17 protein-coding genes are annotated in these 17216 nt (G+C 70.3%); 3 read left to right on the plus strand and 14 right to left on the minus strand.

The genetic code is table 11. The features are described 5' to 3' along the window. Positions 1 to 40: 40 nt before the first annotated feature. The 3 genes from HPS01S_RS13660 to tsaB are packed head-to-tail and all read right to left on the minus strand — an operon-like array spanning position 41 to position 2231. Positions 41 to 916: a uracil-DNA glycosylase gene (locus HPS01S_RS13660; RefSeq protein WP_066156990.1), complete on the minus strand. Its 876-nt coding sequence runs from the start codon at positions 914 to 916 to the stop codon at positions 41 to 43. Continuing rightward, complete coding sequence (rimI, locus tag HPS01S_RS13665; protein ID WP_084397369.1) at positions 913 to 1482, minus strand: ribosomal protein S18-alanine N-acetyltransferase; 570 nt, start codon at positions 1480 to 1482, stop codon at positions 913 to 915. Before rimI ends, HPS01S_RS13660 begins: the two co-directional genes overlap by 4 nt. Further along, positions 1479 to 2231, minus strand: coding sequence for a tRNA (adenosine(37)-N6)-threonylcarbamoyltransferase complex dimerization subunit type 1 TsaB (gene tsaB / locus HPS01S_RS13670; RefSeq protein WP_066156993.1), 753 nt, complete (start codon positions 2229 to 2231; stop codon positions 1479 to 1481). The genes rimI and tsaB overlap by 4 nt, the downstream gene beginning before the upstream one ends. A 45-nt stretch (positions 2232 to 2276) precedes the next feature. Between tsaB and dacB the strand changes: the two genes are divergently transcribed. Then, a complete protein-coding gene (gene dacB, locus HPS01S_RS13675) occupies positions 2277 to 3902 on the plus strand; it encodes a D-alanyl-D-alanine carboxypeptidase/D-alanyl-D-alanine endopeptidase (RefSeq protein WP_066156996.1) in 1626 nt (541 codons plus the stop codon). 19 nt (positions 3903 to 3921) lie between these two features. On the opposite strand, the gene HPS01S_RS13680 is transcribed toward dacB, so the two are convergent. The 4 genes from HPS01S_RS13680 to purE all read right to left on the minus strand — a co-directional run bounded on the left by HPS01S_RS13680 (position 3922) and on the right by purE (position 7020). Beyond that, positions 3922 to 4167: a hypothetical protein gene (locus tag HPS01S_RS13680; RefSeq protein WP_066157000.1), complete on the minus strand. Its 246-nt coding sequence runs from the start codon at positions 4165 to 4167 to the stop codon at positions 3922 to 3924. A gap of 108 nt (positions 4168 to 4275) precedes the next feature. Then, a complete protein-coding gene (locus tag HPS01S_RS13685; RefSeq protein ID WP_066157178.1) occupies positions 4276 to 5280 on the minus strand; it encodes an L-threonylcarbamoyladenylate synthase in 1005 nt (334 codons plus the stop codon). Positions 5281 to 5291: 11 nt separating this feature from the next. Further along, positions 5292 to 6527: a 5-(carboxyamino)imidazole ribonucleotide synthase gene (locus tag HPS01S_RS13690; protein WP_066157002.1), complete on the minus strand. Its 1236-nt coding sequence runs from the start codon at positions 6525 to 6527 to the stop codon at positions 5292 to 5294. 4 nt (positions 6528 to 6531) lie between these two features. Beyond that, entirely contained in the window at positions 6532 to 7020 is a 489-nt protein-coding gene (gene purE / locus HPS01S_RS13695; RefSeq protein WP_066157005.1) for a 5-(carboxyamino)imidazole ribonucleotide mutase, read from the minus strand. 153 nt (positions 7021 to 7173) lie between these two features. On the opposite strand from purE, the gene trxA reads away from it, so the two are divergent. Next, positions 7174 to 8142, plus strand: coding sequence for a thioredoxin (gene trxA / locus HPS01S_RS13700; RefSeq protein WP_066157008.1), 969 nt, complete (start codon positions 7174 to 7176; stop codon positions 8140 to 8142). A 6-nt stretch (positions 8143 to 8148) separates the two neighbouring features. Here trxA and HPS01S_RS13705 read toward each other — a convergent pair whose 3' ends face one another. Both HPS01S_RS13705 and HPS01S_RS13710 read right to left on the minus strand, forming a co-directional pair. Next, complete coding sequence (locus HPS01S_RS13705; RefSeq protein ID WP_066157010.1) at positions 8149 to 9117, minus strand: Bug family tripartite tricarboxylate transporter substrate binding protein; 969 nt, start codon at positions 9115 to 9117, stop codon at positions 8149 to 8151. Positions 9118 to 9174: 57 nt separating this feature from the next. Continuing rightward, a complete protein-coding gene (locus HPS01S_RS13710; protein WP_066157013.1) occupies positions 9175 to 10104 on the minus strand; it encodes a dihydrodipicolinate synthase family protein in 930 nt (309 codons plus the stop codon). A gap of 177 nt (positions 10105 to 10281) precedes the next feature. Between HPS01S_RS13710 and HPS01S_RS13715 the strand changes: the two genes are divergently transcribed. Beyond that, positions 10282 to 11241: a LysR family transcriptional regulator gene (locus HPS01S_RS13715; RefSeq protein WP_066157015.1), complete on the plus strand. Its 960-nt coding sequence runs from the start codon at positions 10282 to 10284 to the stop codon at positions 11239 to 11241. Here HPS01S_RS13715 and mgrA read toward each other — a convergent pair. The 5 genes from mgrA to HPS01S_RS13740 form a co-directional block, all read right to left on the minus strand. Next, positions 11201 to 12241 carry an L-glyceraldehyde 3-phosphate reductase gene (gene mgrA / locus HPS01S_RS13720; protein WP_066157017.1) on the minus strand — a complete coding sequence of 347 codons (1041 nt, stop codon included), beginning with the start codon at positions 12239 to 12241 and terminating at the stop codon, positions 11201 to 11203. The genes HPS01S_RS13715 and mgrA overlap by 41 nt on opposite strands. A gap of 109 nt (positions 12242 to 12350) precedes the next feature. Next, positions 12351 to 13259, minus strand: a complete 909-nt coding sequence (locus tag HPS01S_RS13725; RefSeq protein ID WP_066157020.1) for a phosphoribosylaminoimidazolesuccinocarboxamide synthase — start codon at positions 13257 to 13259, stop codon at positions 12351 to 12353. Positions 13260 to 13364: 105 nt separating this feature from the next. Then, entirely contained in the window at positions 13365 to 14429 is a 1065-nt protein-coding gene (gene fba / locus HPS01S_RS13730) for a class II fructose-bisphosphate aldolase (protein ID WP_066157026.1), read from the minus strand. 85 nt (positions 14430 to 14514) lie between these two features. Beyond that, on the minus strand, positions 14515 to 15948 hold the full coding sequence (pyk, locus tag HPS01S_RS13735) for a pyruvate kinase (RefSeq protein WP_066157028.1): 1434 nt from the start codon (positions 15946 to 15948) through the stop codon (positions 14515 to 14517). A gap of 47 nt (positions 15949 to 15995) precedes the next feature. Next, positions 15996 to 17216 carry an alginate O-acetyltransferase AlgX-related protein gene (locus tag HPS01S_RS13740; RefSeq protein ID WP_066157034.1) on the minus strand — a complete coding sequence of 407 codons (1221 nt, stop codon included), beginning with the start codon at positions 17214 to 17216 and terminating at the stop codon, positions 15996 to 15998.

A 17216-nucleotide genomic window follows, 5' to 3' on the forward strand; every position in this document is an offset into this window, starting at 1 on the left:
CGCGGGCCGCCAACCCGGGGGAACCCCTGCCCCCGGACCGTCAGAGGCCTTCGGCCGTCTCCATCGCCAGGCACAGGTCTTCCCAGGCCTTGGCCTTGTCGGCCGGGGTGCGCAGCAGGTAGGCGGGGTGGTAGGTCACGATCACCGGCACGCCTTCGTAGCGGTGCACGCGGCCGCGCAGGCGGCCGATGGGCTCCTCGGTGCGCAGCAGCGACTGCACCGCAAAGCGCCCCATCGCCACGATGATCTTGGGCTTCACCAGCGCGACCTGGCGCGCCAGGTAGGGCTCGCACTGCGCGACCTCCTGCGGCTGGGGGTTGCGGTTGGCCGGCGGGCGGCACTTGAGCACGTTGGCGATGTAGGCACCCTTGACGCCCTCGCCCGTGCGGCTGCGGCCGACGGCACGCAGCATGTTGTCCAGCAGCTGACCGGCCGCGCCCACGAAGGGCTCGCCCTGCAGGTCCTCGTTCTCGCCCGGCGCCTCGCCGACGATCATCCAGTCGGTCTGCGTGTCGCCGACGCCGAACACCGTGTTGCGCCGTGTCTTGCACAGGCCGCAGGCCTCGCAGCCGGCCACGGCCGCCTGCAGCGCCGGCCAGTCCATCTGCGCCACGGCGGCCGGGCGCAGGCGCTCGGTGGCCGCGGGTGGTGTCGGCACGGCCACCGGTGCAACGGCCGGTGCAGCCGGCGCCGTCCTCGGCGCGGTGGCGGGTGCAGGAGGGGCTGAGGGGCGGGTCTCGGCCGGCGGGGGCGCCACCGGAGCAGACACCGCCGGCACCTCAGCCGGCGCAGGCTCCACCACGGCCGCTTCGGCGCGCGGCGCCCAGACGCGCACGCCCATCTCGGCCAGCATCGCACGCTGGCGCGCGTCCAGGTGCGGCACGAAGGAGGTGGGGTCGTCGTTGGCGTCGCTCATGCGCCGTCTCCCGGGCCGCGGACCGCCAGGTCCAGGCTCATCACCACCGCGTCCTCGCGCTGCAGTCCCCCGGCCGGGTAATAAGCGCGGCGCAGGCCGACCTGCTGGAAGCCATAGCGGGTGTAGAGCGTGCGCGCCGGGTCGTTGCCCGCGCGCACCTCCAGCCACAGCCACTGCGCGCCCTGGCCGCGCGACCACAGCACCAGGGCGTCGAGCAGGAAGCGCGCCCAGCCCTGGCGCTGCTGCGCGGGCGCGACCGTGATGTTGAGCAGGTGCACCTCGTCCACACCGGGCATGGCCACCAGGTAACCCAGCAGCACCCGGCCGTCGCTGCGCTTCGGGTGCGGCACCTCGCCCGGCAGAGGCTCGGCCAGCAGCATCACGGCGGGGTGGCCGCTGGCCAGCGAATCGGCGAAATGGCGCCGCGACCAGGGGTGGGCATAGGCCGTCTTCTCGACCTCGCAGACCGCGTCCAGGTCGGCGTCCGTCATGGGCTCGAAGGCCACCCGGCGGCCGCGCTGGGGATCGGCGGCCGCCGCAGGCCAGGTCGCAGCCAGGGCGGTCATGCCCGGCCCTCCCGTTCCAGCGTGGTGCGCGCGACCTTGTCGCGCACGTACAGCGGCAGCGCGTCGCGTGCGTCCACCGCGTGGCCCGCCGCCAGCAGCGCCGGCGCCAGCGACAGCAGGGCCTGGGCCGTGGGCAGCGCGGGCTGCCGGGGGAGCGCCGGCAGGTCGAGCCGGTCGCGGTACACCTCGAACACATTGCCGGCCAGCAAGCCGTCGCGCGCCGCGCCCGGCGCACTGGCGCGCAGCCAGCCGCCCAGGTCCTGCGGGGCACACAGGCGCGGCGCCTGCAGCGGCCCGGTCTGCAGGCCTGCGGGGCCGCAGGCGTACAGGGCCACATACATCTCGTCCATGCGCGCATCCAGCAGGGCGGCAATCACGGAAGGCACCGGCAAACCGTCGGCGATCCGCTGCAGCCGGGCCGATTCGGCCAGCGCCAGCAGGGTGTCCACCGGCAGCACCGGCCGGCCGCCGGCCCCGTAGGCCAGGCCCTGGGCGACTGAGCAGGCGGTGCGCAGGCCGGTGAACGAGCCCGGGCCGCGCCCGAACACGATCGCGTCCAGCGAGGCCAGCGACCAGCCCGCCTGCGCCAGCAGCGACTGCACGGCCGGCAGCAGCGTGGCCGAGGCCTGGGCCGCGCCCGGTCCTGTGAACGCCAGCGGCGTCTCGCCGGGCGCGCCCGAGCCCAGGGCCACCGACAGGGTGTCGGTGCTGGAGTCGATCGCCAGAAAACGCAGGTCGGAAACAGGCATTCGGGGGATTATCCGTGAGGGGCCCGGACCCATAATCGGCACTCCATGCGACACCCCCTGCACGCCGCCCTGCTGACCGGCCTGCTGCTGACCCTGGTCAGCGGTGGTGCGCTCGCACAGGCGCAGGAACAGGAGCTGTCGGCCGGCGAGCTGCGCCTCACCCCCGATACGGGTCTGCATGCCCCCGGCACACCGTCCACCACCGCACCCACCGCACCCACCGCGCTGCCGCGCGCCGCGGAGCTTCCGCCCCCCGTGCAGACCGGCCTGCCGCCGTCGGTGCTGGCGGCGCTGCAGCGCGCCCAGGTGCCCGCGGCGGCCATGTCGGCCCTGGTGCTGCCGGTCGGTGGCCCCGGTGCCGCCCGGGTGCGCTTCAACACCGAACAGCCGGTCAACCCGGCCTCGGTGATGAAGCTGGTGACCACCTACGCCGCGATGGACCTGCTCGGCCCCGACTTCACCTGGTCGACCCGCTTCTACACCGACGGCGTGGTGGACCGGGGCACGCTGCGCGGCAACCTCTACATCAAGGGCGGCGGCGACCCCAAGCTGGTGCTCGAACGCATCCAGGGCGCCTTCCAGGCGCTGCAGAACCTGGGCGTGGTGGTCGTGCTGGGCGACATGGTGCTGGACAACAGCGCCTTCGACCTGCCACCGCGCGACCCCGGTGCCTTCGACGGCGAGGCGCTGCGGCCCTACAACGCCGGGCCCGACGCGCTGCTGGTGAACTTCAAGTCGGTGGTGCTCAAGTTCTTTCCCGACCCGGCCGCCGGCGTGGCGCGAGTGTTCAGCGAACCGCCCATGGCGGGGCTGGCGGTGGACGCCACGCTGCCGCTCACCCGCAGCGGTGGCTGCGGCGACTGGCGCGGCGCCATCGGTGCCCGCTTCGACGACGTCAACGCGATCCGCTTCACCGGCCGCTACCCGGTGGGCTGCGGCGACAAGGAGTGGCCGGTGGCCTACCAGGACCCGGCCAGCTACGCGGCGCGCGCGCTCGAAGGGCTGTGGCGCAACAGCGGCGGCGCGCTTACCGGCAAGGTGGTCATGGGCGCCACCCCGGCCCGGGCCCGCCTGCTGCACGAGGCGAGGTCGCTGCCGCTGTCGGAGATCATTGCGGACGTCAACCAGTGGAGCAACAACGTGATGGCGCAGCAGCTGTTCCTCACGCTGGGGCAGCTGGCGCCCGCGCGGGTGGATTCGATGACCGTGCCGCGCGGCCGGCTCACGCCCGAACGCCAGGGCCGGCTGGAGCGCTCGCGCGAGATCGTTGCGCGCTGGTGGAGAACCACCTTCGGCATCCGCCACACCGTGCCGGTGATGGAAAACGGCTCCGGCCTCTCGCGCATCGAGCGAATCACGCCCGAGGCCCTGGGCGATCTGCTGCAGCACGCGGCCCGCCACCCCCGCGGCGCGACCTTCGTCCAGTCGCTGTCGGTGGCCGGGGTCAAGGGCACGGCGGCCCGCGTCGGCCGGGAGCCCGGTAGCCCGGCCTATGGCAACGCCTGGCTCAAGACCGGCACGCTGCGCGACGTGACCGGCATCGCCGGCTATGTGAACGCGGGCAACGGTGGTCGTTACGTGGTGGTCGGGTTCATCAACCACCCGAACGCCATGGCGGCACGCCCGGCGCTCGACACCCTGGTCGAGTGGACCGCCGCCCTGCCCGACTGAAGCCGCCGCGGGTGGGGGTTCAGCCCAGCCACCAGACCAGTGCGGGCACGACACACACCGCCAGGACCACCAGCCCGATGCCCAGCCGGCGGTGGTCGCGGCGGGCGATCAGCGCGCGCGCCTTGCGGCGGTTGAGCGCAGCCAGCAGCAGGTCGTCGTCGCAAGTCTCGGCCTGCATGGTGCTGTAGTACTGGTGTCTCGTGGCGTCGTTGATGGCCAGACGGTCGTCGCTGACGCTCTGGAAAGCGAAGTGGTTGCGGTTCACGGCGGGCTCGCAGGTGGTTCGGCGGACGGAGGTGCAGGCGCCCTGACGGGCATCCTGCAGGGGCTATCGGCCGGCCGCCGCCGAACTTGAGGGAAAGATTCGCCCGCGTCAGGCCGCGGCGCGCTGCAACCGGTCGCGAACGCCGTCCCACTCGGCGCCTTCGGGCGGCGTCTCGACCCAGATCAGCTTCACGCCGGTGGCGTCCAGCTCGCGCAGCACCGCGAACAGCTCCTGCGCGCAGGCGGCGGCATCCGCCGGCATGCGGCGCTGCGCCACGGCGCGCGCGGCCCGCTGTGTGGTGCGGGTGTACACGGCGATGTGCTTCGCGTCCTGGCCCAGTACGTCCAGCGCGGCCTGGATCTGCTCGCCCGACATCAGCCGCACCTTGGCGCGCGGCGCGTAGTGCGACTCCAGCGTGCCCGAGGCACGGGGCGCCGCCTCGTCGCGCTCGCGCAGGGGCTGACCGCAGGCGGCCTCGATCTGCGCCGGCGTGAGCATGCCCGGTCGCAGCAGCACCGGGTGCCCGCGCGAGCAGTCCACGATGGTCGATTCGATGCCCACCGGGCAGGCGCCGCCGTCGAGGATGAGCAGTTGTTCGTCGCCCAGCTCGGCGAACTCCTCGGCCACGTGCGCGGCCGTGGTCGGGCTGACACGGCCAAAGCGGTTGGCGCTGGGCGCGGCCACGCCGATCACGCCGTGCCGACCTGCTGCCTTCAGCAGCGCCTGCGCCACCGGGTGCGCCGGGCAGCGCACGCCCACCGAGTCCTGGCCACCGGCCGCCACCGCGGCCACCTCGGGCCGGCGCGGCAGGATCAGGGTCAGCGGACCCGGCCAGAAGGCGGCCATCAGCGCCACGGCGAAGTCCGGCACGCTGTGCGCCAGCAGCGCCACCGACGCGCGCCAGTCGCCGGCTTCGGCCGGGGGGATGTGCACGATCAGCGGGTGGTCGCTGGGCCGGCCCTTGGCCGTGAAGATGCGGCTCACCGCGCTGGCGTTGCCGGCGTCAGCCGCCAGGCCGTAGACGGTCTCGGTCGGCATGCCCACCAGGCCGCCCGCGGCCAGGCGCTGCGCGGCCTGCTCAATGGCCGCCGGATCGCTGGCGTTCAGGGTCAGGGGCACGGGATTCAGTCCAGCGCGGGCAGGCCGAGCAGGACGAGGACTTTGGAAGCCGTCTCGCGCACCTGCACCACCGAGTCGCCGGTGATGTTCAGGTGGCCCATCTTGCGGCCCGGGCGGGCGCTGAGCTTGCCGTACAGGTGCAGATGGGTGCCGGGCAGCGCCAGCACCTGCGCCCAGGGCGGCGACACCGGCTGTTCGCTGGCGGCGCTGCGCACGCCGTTGGGGTTGAACCAGAGGTCGCCCAGCAGGTTGACCATGATGGCCGGGCTGTGCTGGCGCGGCACGGGCAGCGGCAGGCCGGCCAGGGTGCGCACCTGCGCCTCGAACTGGGACATGTCGCAGGCGTTCTGCGTGTAGTGGCCGCTGTTGTGCGGCCGCGGCGCCATCTCGTTGACGATCAGGTCGCTGCCGCCCTGGCCGTTGTCGACCACGAAGTATTCGACGCAGAGCACGCCAACGTAGTTCAGGTGGTTCGCAATCGCCACCGTGCTGGCCTGCGCGCGCGCCGCCAGATCGGCCGGCACGGCGCCCTCGTAGACCTCGGTGATGGCCAGGATGCCGTCGTGGTGGGTGTTCTTCTGCACCGGGAAGGCGACCACCTGCCCGTCGGCGCCGCGCGCCACGATGACCGAGCACTCGCTCTGCAGCGGCATCAGCTTTTCCAGCACGCAGGGCACCCGGCCGAGTTTGTCCCAGGCGGCAGCGAGTTCTTCGCGGTTCTTCACGCGGATCTGGCCCTTGCCGTCGTAACCCAGGCGCGCGGTCTTGAGGATGCCGGGCAGCAGGTCGGCCGGCACCGCGGCCAGCAGCTCGGGCGTTTCGATGGCGGCGTAGGGCGCGGGGTAGACGCCGCTGACGGGCCCGCACTGGACGAAATGCGCCTTTTCCTGGATGCGGTCCTGCGCCACGGCCACGCAATTGGCCGACGGCGCCACCGGGCGGTGCGCGCCCAGGGTGATGAGCGCGGGCGCGGGCACGTTCTCGAACTCGGTGGTGATGGCGTCGCAGCGCTGCATGAGCTGGGCCAGGCCCTGCTCGTCGTCGTAGGCGGTGTCGATGTGCCAGTGCGCCACCAGGCCGGCCGGGCTGGCCGGATCGGGGTCCAGCACCGCGGTGAAGTAGCCCATGGCCTGCGCGGCCTGCACGAACATGCGGCCGAGCTGGCCGCCGCCCATCACGCCCAAGGTCATCTGCTGGCCCCGGTCGGACAGGGCGCCGGGAAGCAAGGGTTTGAGGCTCATGGGGTCAGACGGGCAAGGTCATGTTGCGCGCCGCTTCGGTCTGCTCGGCGCGAAAAGCCAGCAGCCACTGGCGCAGGGCCGGGTCTTCGTTGGCCAGCAGGGCCACGGCGAAGAGCGCCGCGTTGGCGGCACCGGCGGGGCCGATGGCGAAGGTCGCGACCGGCACGCCCTTGGGCATCTGCACGATGGAGTGCAGCGAGTCCACGCCCGACAGCGCTTTGGACATCACGGGCACGCCCAGCACCGGCACCACCGTCTTGGCGGCGATCATGCCCGGCAGGTGGGCCGCGCCCCCGGCGCCGGCGATGATGGCCTTCAGCCCCCGGCCTGCGGCGGCTTCGGCGTAGGCGAACATGTCGTCGGGCATGCGGTGGGCCGAGACCACGCGCGCCTCGTGCGCGATGCCGAAGTCTTTGAGGATCTGCACGGCGTGCTGCATGGTGTCCCAGTCGCTGCTGGAACCCATGACGACGCCAACCAGGGGTGTGCTCATGGGGAAGGCTCTCGTGCGCGCCGGGCGGGCGCTGTTGGAAAGGGACTCGGGTGAAGCCGGAGCCCGCGGGCGGGCGGCTCCGGTAAAGTGCGGATTTTACGTTTCGCGCCACGCCGGCCGCCACGTCCCGCCCCCACACCACCGCTGCACGCCATGATCAACGTCACCGTCGCCAACTTCGAAGCCGAGGTCATCGAAGCCTCCATGCACACCCCGGTGCTGGTCGATTTCTGGGCCACCTGGTGCGGTCCCTGCAAGGTCATCGGCCCCATCCTGGAGAAGGTCGAGGCCGAGTACGGCGGCCGCTTCAAGCTGGTCAAGATCGACTCGGACCAGGAGCAGCAGCTGGCCGCGGCCTTCGGCATCCGCAGCATCCCGACCTGCGTGCTGCTCATGAACGGCCAGCCCGTCGACGGCTTCATGGGCGCGCTGCCCGAGGGCCAGATCAAGGCCTTCCTGGACAAGCACCTGCCCAGCGAGGACGAGCTGGCCGCCCTGGCCGAGGCCGACGAGGCACAGCAGATGCTGGCCAACGGCGCCGATGAGGCCGAGGCCGGCTCCGCGCTGGAGAAGCTGGCCCAGGCCGTGGCCCAGGCGCCCGACAACGACGACTTGCGTTTCGAACTGATCCGCCAGTGCATCAGCCACGGCCTGTTCGAACAGGCCGCCGGGGCGCTGGCGCCCGCGCTCTCGCGCATCCCCGTGCCGCTGCGCTTCGACGCCCTGGCCCAGTGGCTCAACGCACTGGAATTTGTCGGAACCGACCCGCGCGGGCAGTGGCCGCTGGAGAAGTTCGACGAGCTGATCGGCCAGAACAAGCGCGACTTCGAGACCCGCTTCGCCAAGAGCCGCGTGCTGATCGCCATGGGCGAGTGGCCCGCCGCGCTGGAAGAGCTGCTGGAAATCATCATGCGCGACAAGAAGTGGGACGACGAGGCCCCGCGCAAGACCTACGTCGGCCTGCTCGAACTCATGACCCCGCCCAAACCCAAGGCCGACCCGGCCGCCGCAGGCAAGAGCGCCGGCGGCATCGAGCTGGCGGGCAAGGCGGCGGTGCAGGAAGACCCGCAGGCGCAGCTGGTCTCGCAGTACCGGCGCAAGCTCAGCATGGCGCTGAACTGAGCCGCCTCACTCAGGCTTGAAGCCAGCCCCCTTGAGCAGCTCGGCGCTGCGGGTCACGTCGGCGGCCACGTACTTGCGGAACTGCTCGGTGCTCTCCTGCACCGGCTCGATCCCCAGGGTGTCGAGGGCGCCCGATTTCGCCAGCTGGTCCACCGCCTTGTTGACAGCCTTGTTCAGCAGCTGCACCCGGTCTTCCGGCGTGCCCTTGGGCGCCCAGACGCCGTACCAGGACTCGTAGACCATGCCGGGATAGCCGCTTTCGGCCGCGGTGGGCACGTCCGGCGCCACCTTGCTGCGGCGCGCCATGGTGGTGGCGATGGCCTTGACCTTGCCGCTTTTCGCCATGGCCTGGATCGAAATGATGGAATCCATCAGCAACTGCACATGGCCGCCAGCCACGTCGGCCAGCGCAGGCGCGGTGCCCTTGTACGGCGTCATGGTCAGTTTGAGGCTGCCCTGCTGGGCCAGCAGCAGCGTCGCCAGGTGGCTGGGCGCACCCAGGGCCGGCACGGCGGCGGTCCACTTGTCGGGTTGCGCACGTGCGGCGTCCAGCACCTCCTTCAGGTTCTTCTGCGGTGCGCCGGGCGGGATCACCAGCATCAGCGGCGCCTCACCCACACGTGCCACGGGCGCGAAGTCGGCCTGCGGGTCGTAGGGCGGGTTGGCCAGCACCTGCCTGGCCAGCACGTGGGTGGCGGCCGAGAACAGCAGGGTCATGCCATCGGGCGGGGCCATCTGCACCGCCTTGCCGCCGATGGTGCCGCTGGCGCCGGCCTTGTTCTCGACGATCACCGACACGCCCAGGTCGGTCTGCAGCTGCCGGCCCAGCAGGCGCGCCGCCTGGTCCACCCCGCCGCCTGCGGCAAAGGGAACGACCAGTTTGAGCGTGCCCGACGGGAACTGGCCCTGCGCCTGCACCGGCGCCGTCAGCGACAGCCCCAGCGCCAGGGCGGCCATCCAGATCTTGGTCTTCATGCTTCTTGTCTCCACGGGTGGATGGTAGGCGCGCCGGCCCGGCGCGCCTGAGGGGTCTCACTGCGCCAGGCCCAGGCCTGCGGCGCGCATGGCGGCGGCGATTTCGTGCTCGGCGCCTTCGGCCAGCGGCAGCAGCGGGCTGCGCACCGTGGCGTGCTCGAGGATGCCGCGCGCCACCAGTGCCCACTTCAGCGCCACCGAACCCTCCATGTGCGAGCCGCGGTGGTAGACGTTGGCGGTCACCGGCAGCAGGCGGTCGTGCAGTTCGCGCGCCTTCTTGTAGTCCTTGGCCTTGCCGGCCTTGATCATCTCGACCAGCGGCTCGGGCGCGATGCAGCCATAGCCCACCAGCGCGCCGTCCACGTCGAACATGGTGTGCAGCAAGTACTCGTCGTGGCAGGTCAGGATCTGCAGGTCGGGGCGCTCCTGGCGGATGACCGGGATCTCGCGGTCCCAGCGCTTCATGTTGCGCACGCCGTTCTTCATGGCGAACACGCCAGGCAGGGCGGCAATGTCCAGTTGCGTTTCCAGGTCGTAGGTGCACTTGGTGGCGTCGGGGTACTGGAACAGGATCAGCGGCAGGCCGCTGGCCTCGTAGATGGCCTTGTACTTGTCCTGCGGTGCGCCCTTCTGGTAGCCGAAGCGCAGCCAGCCGTGCGAGGGATAGACCAGGCCGGCCGAAGCGCCGGCCTCCACAGCGCGCCGGGCTTCGGCGGCCGCCACCTGGGTGCCTTCGAGCGTGATGCCCGCGATGATGGGCAGCTTGTCGTCCACCGCCTTGCGGAAGGCTTCGATGACCTTGAACTGCTCGTCGCGTTCGAGGAAGGTGCCCTCGCCAGCGTGGCCAAGCACGGTCAGGCTCTTGACGCCGTCCACGCTGGCCAGCCAGCGGCCCAGGCGCTGGATGGCCGCGTAGTCGACGGCGCCGTCGCGGGTGAAGGGGGTCACGGGGGCGGGGTTCAGGCCGCGCAGATCAGGAGCTTTCATGGCATTTCCTCAGCAAGGGGTTCGTTCGGCACAGCCGCCGTGCTTTCTGCCCGGTGACCGCCTGGGCGGCGGGGCCCTGCAGGTCCGCCGCCGTGGAACGGACTGTCGGCCAACGCAACCCATAGCGGAACTGTCTGACGGTACATTTCAGACATACGTTTTCCGCATGCCAAGTCCATGAATCCTGCGCTCTGGAAGCTGTTCCTCGACGCCGCCGAAACCGGCAGCCTGAGCAAGGTCGCGCTGCTGCACGGCACCAGCCAGCCGCATGTGAGCCGGCAGATCGCCGAGCTGGAGCAGCGGTGCGGCGGGCGCCTGTTCGAGCGCACCGGCCGGGGTGTCGCACTCACGGCCTTCGGCCAGCGCATCGCGCCCAAGGTGCGGGTCTGGCTGCGCAGCACCGAGCAGCTGGAGAACGACGTCCGCGCCACCGCCGGCCAGACCATGGGCCGCGTGCGCCTGGGCACCATCCCGTCGCTGGCCCACCCCTTCGTGAGCACGCTGTTCGCCCGCCTGCGCCAGCAGCACCCGCTGGTGCAGCTGAGCGTGCGCGAGGGCCAGGGCGCGCAGCTGGAGACCTGGCTGGAGGACGGCAGCCTGGACCTGGCCCTGCTGTTCCGCCACGGCCAGCCCAACGGCAGCGACGCGCTGTCGCTGGCCGAGGCGCAGACCTACCTCGTCGGCCCGGAGGGCGACGCGGTGACCGCGAAACCGACGGTGAAGTTCAGGGCGCTGGACGGCCTGCCGCTGGTGGCCTTCTGCCGCCCCAGCAGCTGGCGCGACCAGCTGGAGCAGGTGGCGCGCCAGCGCGGCGTGCAGCTCAACGTGGTGCTGGAGGCCGATTCGCTCGCGCTGCAGCTGGGCATCGCCTCGCAGGGCGGCGCCTACGCGCTGCTCGGGTCCTACGCCATCGACGTGGCGCGCAGCCAGCACCGCTTCCAGGCCGCGCGCCTGGTGGACCCGCCCATCGTGCGCCACATCGCGCTGGCGCTGGCACGCACCGGCCCGCTCAGCCCGGCCACCCGCGCGGTGATGCAGGAGTCGCTGGCGCTCGCCCAGGAAATGTCGCTGGACCCCGCCCGGGCGGCGCCCGGCGTCACAGCCGCTGGTCGGTCGAAGGCTTCTTCCAGAGGTTGAGGCCGCCGTCCACCGCGTGCTGGTCGATGGCGGCGAGTTCGTCGGCGCCGAAGTGCAGGTTCTGCAGCGCGCCGACCAGCTCGGTGATCTGCTCGGGCTTGCTGGCGCCGATCAGCGCCGAGCTCATGCCCGGATGGCGCAGCACCCAGGCCACGGCCATCTGCGCCAGGCTCTGGCCGCGCGCCTGCGCCATGTCGTTGAGTGCGCGCACATGGACCAGGTTCTGTTCGCTCAGGTGTTCCTGCTTGAACGATCCGCCCCCGGGGCGGTGGATGCGCGCATCCTGCGGCACGCCGTTGAGGTACTTGCTCGTCAGCAGGCCCTGCGCCAGCGGGCTGAAGGCGATGCAGCCCATGCCCTCGGCCTGCAAGGTGTCGAGCAGCGCCTCCTCGACCCAGCGGTTGAGCAGGCTGTACGACGGCTGGTGGATCAGCAGCGGCACGCCCATCTGCCGCAGGATGGCCGCGGCCTCGCGCGTCTTGCCGGCCGAGTAGCTGGAAATGCCCACGTACAGCGCCTTGCCCTGCTGCACCGCCGTGGCCAGCGCGCCCATGGTTTCTTCCAGCGGCGTGTCGGGGTCGAAGCGGTGGGAATAGAAGATATCCACGTAGTCCAGCCCCATGCGCTTCAGGCTCTGGTCCAGGCTGGCCAGCACGTACTTGCGCGAGCCACCGCCCTGTCCGTATGGGCCGGGCCACATGTCGTAGCCGGCCTTGCTGGAGATGATGAGCTCGTCGCGGTAGGGCCGGAAATCGCGCCGCAGGTGTTCACCGAAATTGGTCTCGGCGCTGCCGGCGGGCGGGCCGTAGTTGTTGGCCAGGTCGAAGTGGGTGATGCCGGCGTCGAAAGCGGTGCGCAGCATGGCGCGCTGCGTTTCCATCGGCGTGGCATCGCCGAAGTTGTGCCACAGGCCGAGAGTGATGCTAGGCAGCTTCAGGCCGCTCTTGCCGACGGTGCGGTAGGGCATGCGCTCGTAGCGCTGGGGGTGGGCAGTGTACATGATGCGTCTCCTGGTGTTCGGTGACCGCACTCTACCCAGTAACCTCGCGGTAACCGGCACCACCGGCCGAACAACCCTTCGCCCCCGCCCCGGGGCGGGCCCCCGCAGGTCAACCCATCAGACGGGTCAGCGCTTCCTGGTACTTGGCGGCAGTCTTCTCGATCACCTCGCGCGGCAATCGCGGCGCGGGCGGTGCCTTGTCCCAGGGCTGGCCGTTGACCTTGGCGGTCTCCAGCCAGTCGCGCAGGAACTGCTTGTCGAAGCTGGGCGGGTTGCTGCCCACGGCGTACTGGTCGGCCGGCCAGTAGCGCGAGGAATCGGGCGTCAGCACCTCGTCCATCAGCACCACGGTGCCGTTCTTGTCCAGGCCGAACTCGAACTTGGTGTCGGCAATGATGATGCCCTTCTTCAGCGCGATCTCGGCCGCGGCCTTGTACAGGGCAATGGCCTTGTCGCGGATCTGCGCGGCGATGTCGGCACCGACCATCTCCACCGTCTTCTCGTAGGTGATGTTCTCGTCGTGCTCGCCCATCTCGGCCTTGGCGGCCGGGGTGTAGATCGGCTCGGGCAGCTTGGACGCGTTCTGCAGGCCCTCGGGCAGTGGCACACCGCAGACCGAGCGGCTCTCCTGGTATTCCTTCCAGCCACTGCCGGCCAGGTAGCCGCGCACCACAGCCTCCACCGGAATGGGCTTGAGGCGCTGCACCAGCATCGAACGGCCGGTGACCTGGGGCGCCTCTTCGGCCGAGACCACGCTCTCGGGCGCGTCGCCGGTGAGGTGGATGGGGCAGATGTTCAGGCCCTTGGGGCCGAGCTGGTCGAACCAGAACAGGCTGAGCGTGGTCAGCAGTTCGCCCTTGCCGGGGATCGGCTCGCCCATGATCACGTCGAAGGCGCTGATGCGGTCGGACGCCACCATCAGGATGCGGTCGTCGCCCACGGCGTAGTTGTCGCGCACCTTGCCGCGTGCGAGCAGGGGCAGGGACTTGAGGGCGGAGGTGTGCAGGGCGGTGCTCATGATCGGTCGCGGAGAAAGTGACAGACAAGAAAAAAGCCCGGTGACCGAACAGTCAACGGGCTTTGAACCATTCCGGCGGATTATCGCAGGTCGGTCCCGGCGGGATCAGACCACCTTCTGAGCCAGCTCGCCGCTGGCGTAACGGGCGGCCATCACGGAGAGCGTCTCGCCCTTGATCTTGGCGCCCTGGCCTTCGCAGCCGAATTCCAGATAGCGCTGCTTGCACACCGCCTTGGCCGCTTCGCGGGCGGGTTTGAGCCATTCGCGGGCGTCGAACTTCTCGGGGTTCTCGGCCATGAACTTGCGCACCGCGCCGGTCATGGCCATGCGGATGTCGGTGTCGATGTTGATCTTGCGCACGCCGTGCTTGATGGCTTCCTGGATCTCGGCCACCGGCACGCCGTAGGTTTCCTTCATCGCGCCGCCGTACTGGTTGATGATGGCGCGCAATTCCTGCGGCACCGACGACGAACCGTGCATCACCAGGTGGGTGTTGGGGATGCGGGCGTGGATTTCCTTGACGCGGCTGATGGCCAGGATGTCGCCGGTGGGCGGGCGGCTGAACTTGTAGGCGCCGTGGCTGGTGCCGATGGCGATCGCCAGCGCGTCCAGCTGGGTGGCCTTGACGAACTGGGCGGCCTCTTCGGGGTCGGTCAGCATCTGGGAATGGTCCAGCTTGCCTTCGGCGCCAATGCCGTCTTCCTCGCCGGCATCACCGGTTTCCAGGTTGCCCAGGCAGCCGAGTTCGCCTTCCACGGTCACGCCGGTCTTGTGGGCCAGTTCGACCACCTTGCGGGTCACGTCGACGTTGTAGTCGAAGCTGGCCGGCGTCTTGCCGTCTTCCATCAGCGAGCCGTCCATCATCACTGAGCCGAAACCCAGCCCGATGGCGCCTTCGCAGACCTTGAGGCTGGTGCCGTGGTCCTGGTGCATCACCATCGGGATGTGCGGGTACATCTCGGCGGCGGCCTGGATCAGGTGCTTGATGAAGGCTTCCCCGGCGTATTTGCGGGCGCCGGCCGAGGCCTGCAGGATGACGGGTGCGCCGACCTCGTCGGCCGCGGCCATGACGGCCTGCACCTGCTCCAGGTTGTTGACGTTGAACGCCGGAATGCCGTAGCCGTTGGCCGCAGCGTGGTCGAGCAGTTCGCGCATGGAAACGAGCGCCATGAGGATCCCCTAGTCAAAGTTGGTAACCGGTCTGTAACTCCAGGGATTTTAAGGCGCCCGGCCTTGCGTGCCGATGACAGGCGGTTCAGGCCGCCCGGCAGATCTTCAGCGTGTTGGTGCCGCCCGGCGTGCCCATGGGCTCGCCCACGGTGATGGCGTAGACGTCGCCCTTCTGCATCACGCCGCGCGCCTTCAGGTCGGCCTCGGCCTCGGCCAGCGCGGTGTCGCGGTCGGCGCTGGTGTCCACCAGCAGTGGCCGCACATTGCGGTAGAGCGTCATCTTGCGCTGCGAGGACAGCTTGGACGTGACCGCATAGATCGGCATGCGCACGCTGTGGCGGCTCATCCAGAGCGCGGTCGAGCCCGACTCGGTCAGCGCCACGATGGCCTTGGCCTTGAGGTGGTGCGCGGTGAACAGCGCGCCCATGGCTATGGCCTGGTCGATGCGGGTGAAGGTCGCTCCCACGAAGTCGTCTTCCAGCGGGTCGTGGTCGGTCTTTTCGGCCTCCTGGCAGATGGCGGCCATCTGCTCCACGGTCTCCAGCGGGTACTTGCCGGCCGCGGTCTCGGCGCTGAGCATCACGGCGTCGGTGCCGTCGAGCACGGCGTTGGCCACGTCGCTCACCTCGGCGCGCGTGGGCACCGGGTTGACGATCATGGACTCCATCATCTGTGTCGCGGTGATGACCACCTTGTCCATTTCGCGGGCCATCTTGATCATGCGCTTCTGCAGGCCCGGCACCGCCGCGTTGCCCACCTCCACCGCCAGGTCGCCGCGCGCGACCATGATGCCGTCGGACACCCGCAGGATGTTGGCCAGCTCGGGGATCGCCTCGGCGCGCTCGATCTTGGCGATCAGGCCCGGCTTGTGGTTGTACTGCGCCGCGGCCATGTTGCACAGCTGGCGCGCCAGTTCCATGTCGGTCGCGTTCTTGGGGAAGCTCACGGCCACGTAGTCGGCCATCAGGCTCATGGCGGTCTTGATGTCCTCCATGTCCTTGGCGGTCAGCGCGGGCGCGGTCAGGCCGCCACCCTGCTTGTTGATGCCCTTGTTGTTGGACAGCTCGCCGCCGAGCTTGACCGTGGTGTGCACGGCATCGCCGATCACCTTGTCCACCGTCATCACGATCAGGCCGTCGTTGAGCAGCAGGGTGTCGCCGGCCTTCACGTCGCGCGGCAGCTCCTTGTAGTCCAGGCCCACACCGGCGATGTCGCCCGGCTCGGTGCGCGAGGCGTCGAGCACGAAGGGCTGGCCGGGTTCGAGCATCACCTTGCCTTCGGCGAACTTGCCGACGCGGATCTTGGGGCCCTGCAGGTCGGCCATGATGCCCACCTCGCGGCCGGCGCGGCGCGCAGCCTCGCGCACGAGGTTGGCGCGGTCAATGTGGTCCTGCGCCTTGCCGTGCGAGAAGTTCAGCCGAACGACGTTCACGCCGGCGCGGATCATGGCTTCAAGCAGGGCGGGGTCGCTGGACGCAGGACCAAGGGTGGCGACGATTTTGGTGGCGCGCTGGGGCATATGAGGTGTCTCCGTTGTAACTTGGTTTCAATTGTCCATGAAACGGGTTACTGGGTGGGTACAGGTTCCAGCAGCGCCCGGGCCAGTCCGAGGTACCGGGCCTGGTCGACCAGCACCGTGCCTTCGTTGTACACGTGCAGCAACACGTCGGGCCGGAACTGGTCGATCACGACCGACCGCACATGCCGGCGCTGCTCCGGACTGAGCCGGGACAGGTGGTTCATCGACAGGTACCAGACCTCGGCGAAGTAGCGCGCCAAGGGTTCGGTGATGTTGTCGCCAAACGAGTCGCCGATGATGACCAGCGTGGGCCGGCGCTGTCCCGCGGGCAGTTGCCAGGCCGAGCGCACACGGGCGACCTGGAACAGCAGGGCGGCCTCGGCGGCGAACTCGGGGAAGCAGGCCGGGTCGTTGTGGCACACCAGCACCTGCCCATCCGGATACACCGGCACGAGGGTGGTGTCGCGGTGCTCCACGCCGGGCGCCAAGCCCTGGAGGTCGAATGCGGTCTCCCGCGGCTCAAGCGCGACCTCGTAGCGACGGGGCATGCCCCACTGGCCTTGTGCCAGCCAGTCGGCGGCGACGGCAGCACCATGAAAGTCCCAATGCAGGTTCCAGGGACGGTAGACCGGGTCCACCCCATCGACCTGGCGCATCGCATCGATGGGGTAGAACAGCCGGTCCGCGATCTCGGGCTGCTGCGCCAGTCGGCCAACCAAGGATTCGGCCGGCGGCTGACCACTGGCGCATTCCACCTGCAGCCAGCGGGGCAACAACCGAGGCCGCAGGCGCGACTTGTCGGGGGCGATCATCAGGTAGCTCCGGGGCAGCTCGGCACGTGTCGCTGCCAGCAGGTCCGCGACCCGCTGGCCGACCACCGGCAGCTTGATGCGTTCGGCCCCGCACATCACCCGCAGCGAGCTGCCCGCGGTGTCGCCGAACACGTTGTAGAACACTTCGCCCGCCTGACCGGGGACCAGATCGGCGGACAGAAAATCGCCGAACAACCGATGGCGCCAGCGGTGGCTGGCCTCCAGCAGTTCGCCACGCAGACCGAAATGGTCGCGCATCCAGGCCTGCGTCCTCACCGGCAAGGTGCTGCCCTCGTCCAGGGTGCGGGGCCAGCCCGGTGCCGGTGCGAGTGTCCGGTTTTCCAGCGGCGCCTCGTGCGGCGGCCGGAACAGGTGCACCAGCAGCGGCGTCAGCAGCAGGGCGCACCACAGGGCCAGCACCAGGGCATTTGCGCGGCGGGTCGGCAGGGCCTTCAT

The organism is Hydrogenophaga pseudoflava NBRC 102511 (assembly GCF_001592285.1).
GTDB classification, from domain to species: domain Bacteria; phylum Pseudomonadota; class Gammaproteobacteria; order Burkholderiales; family Burkholderiaceae_C; genus Hydrogenophaga; species Hydrogenophaga pseudoflava.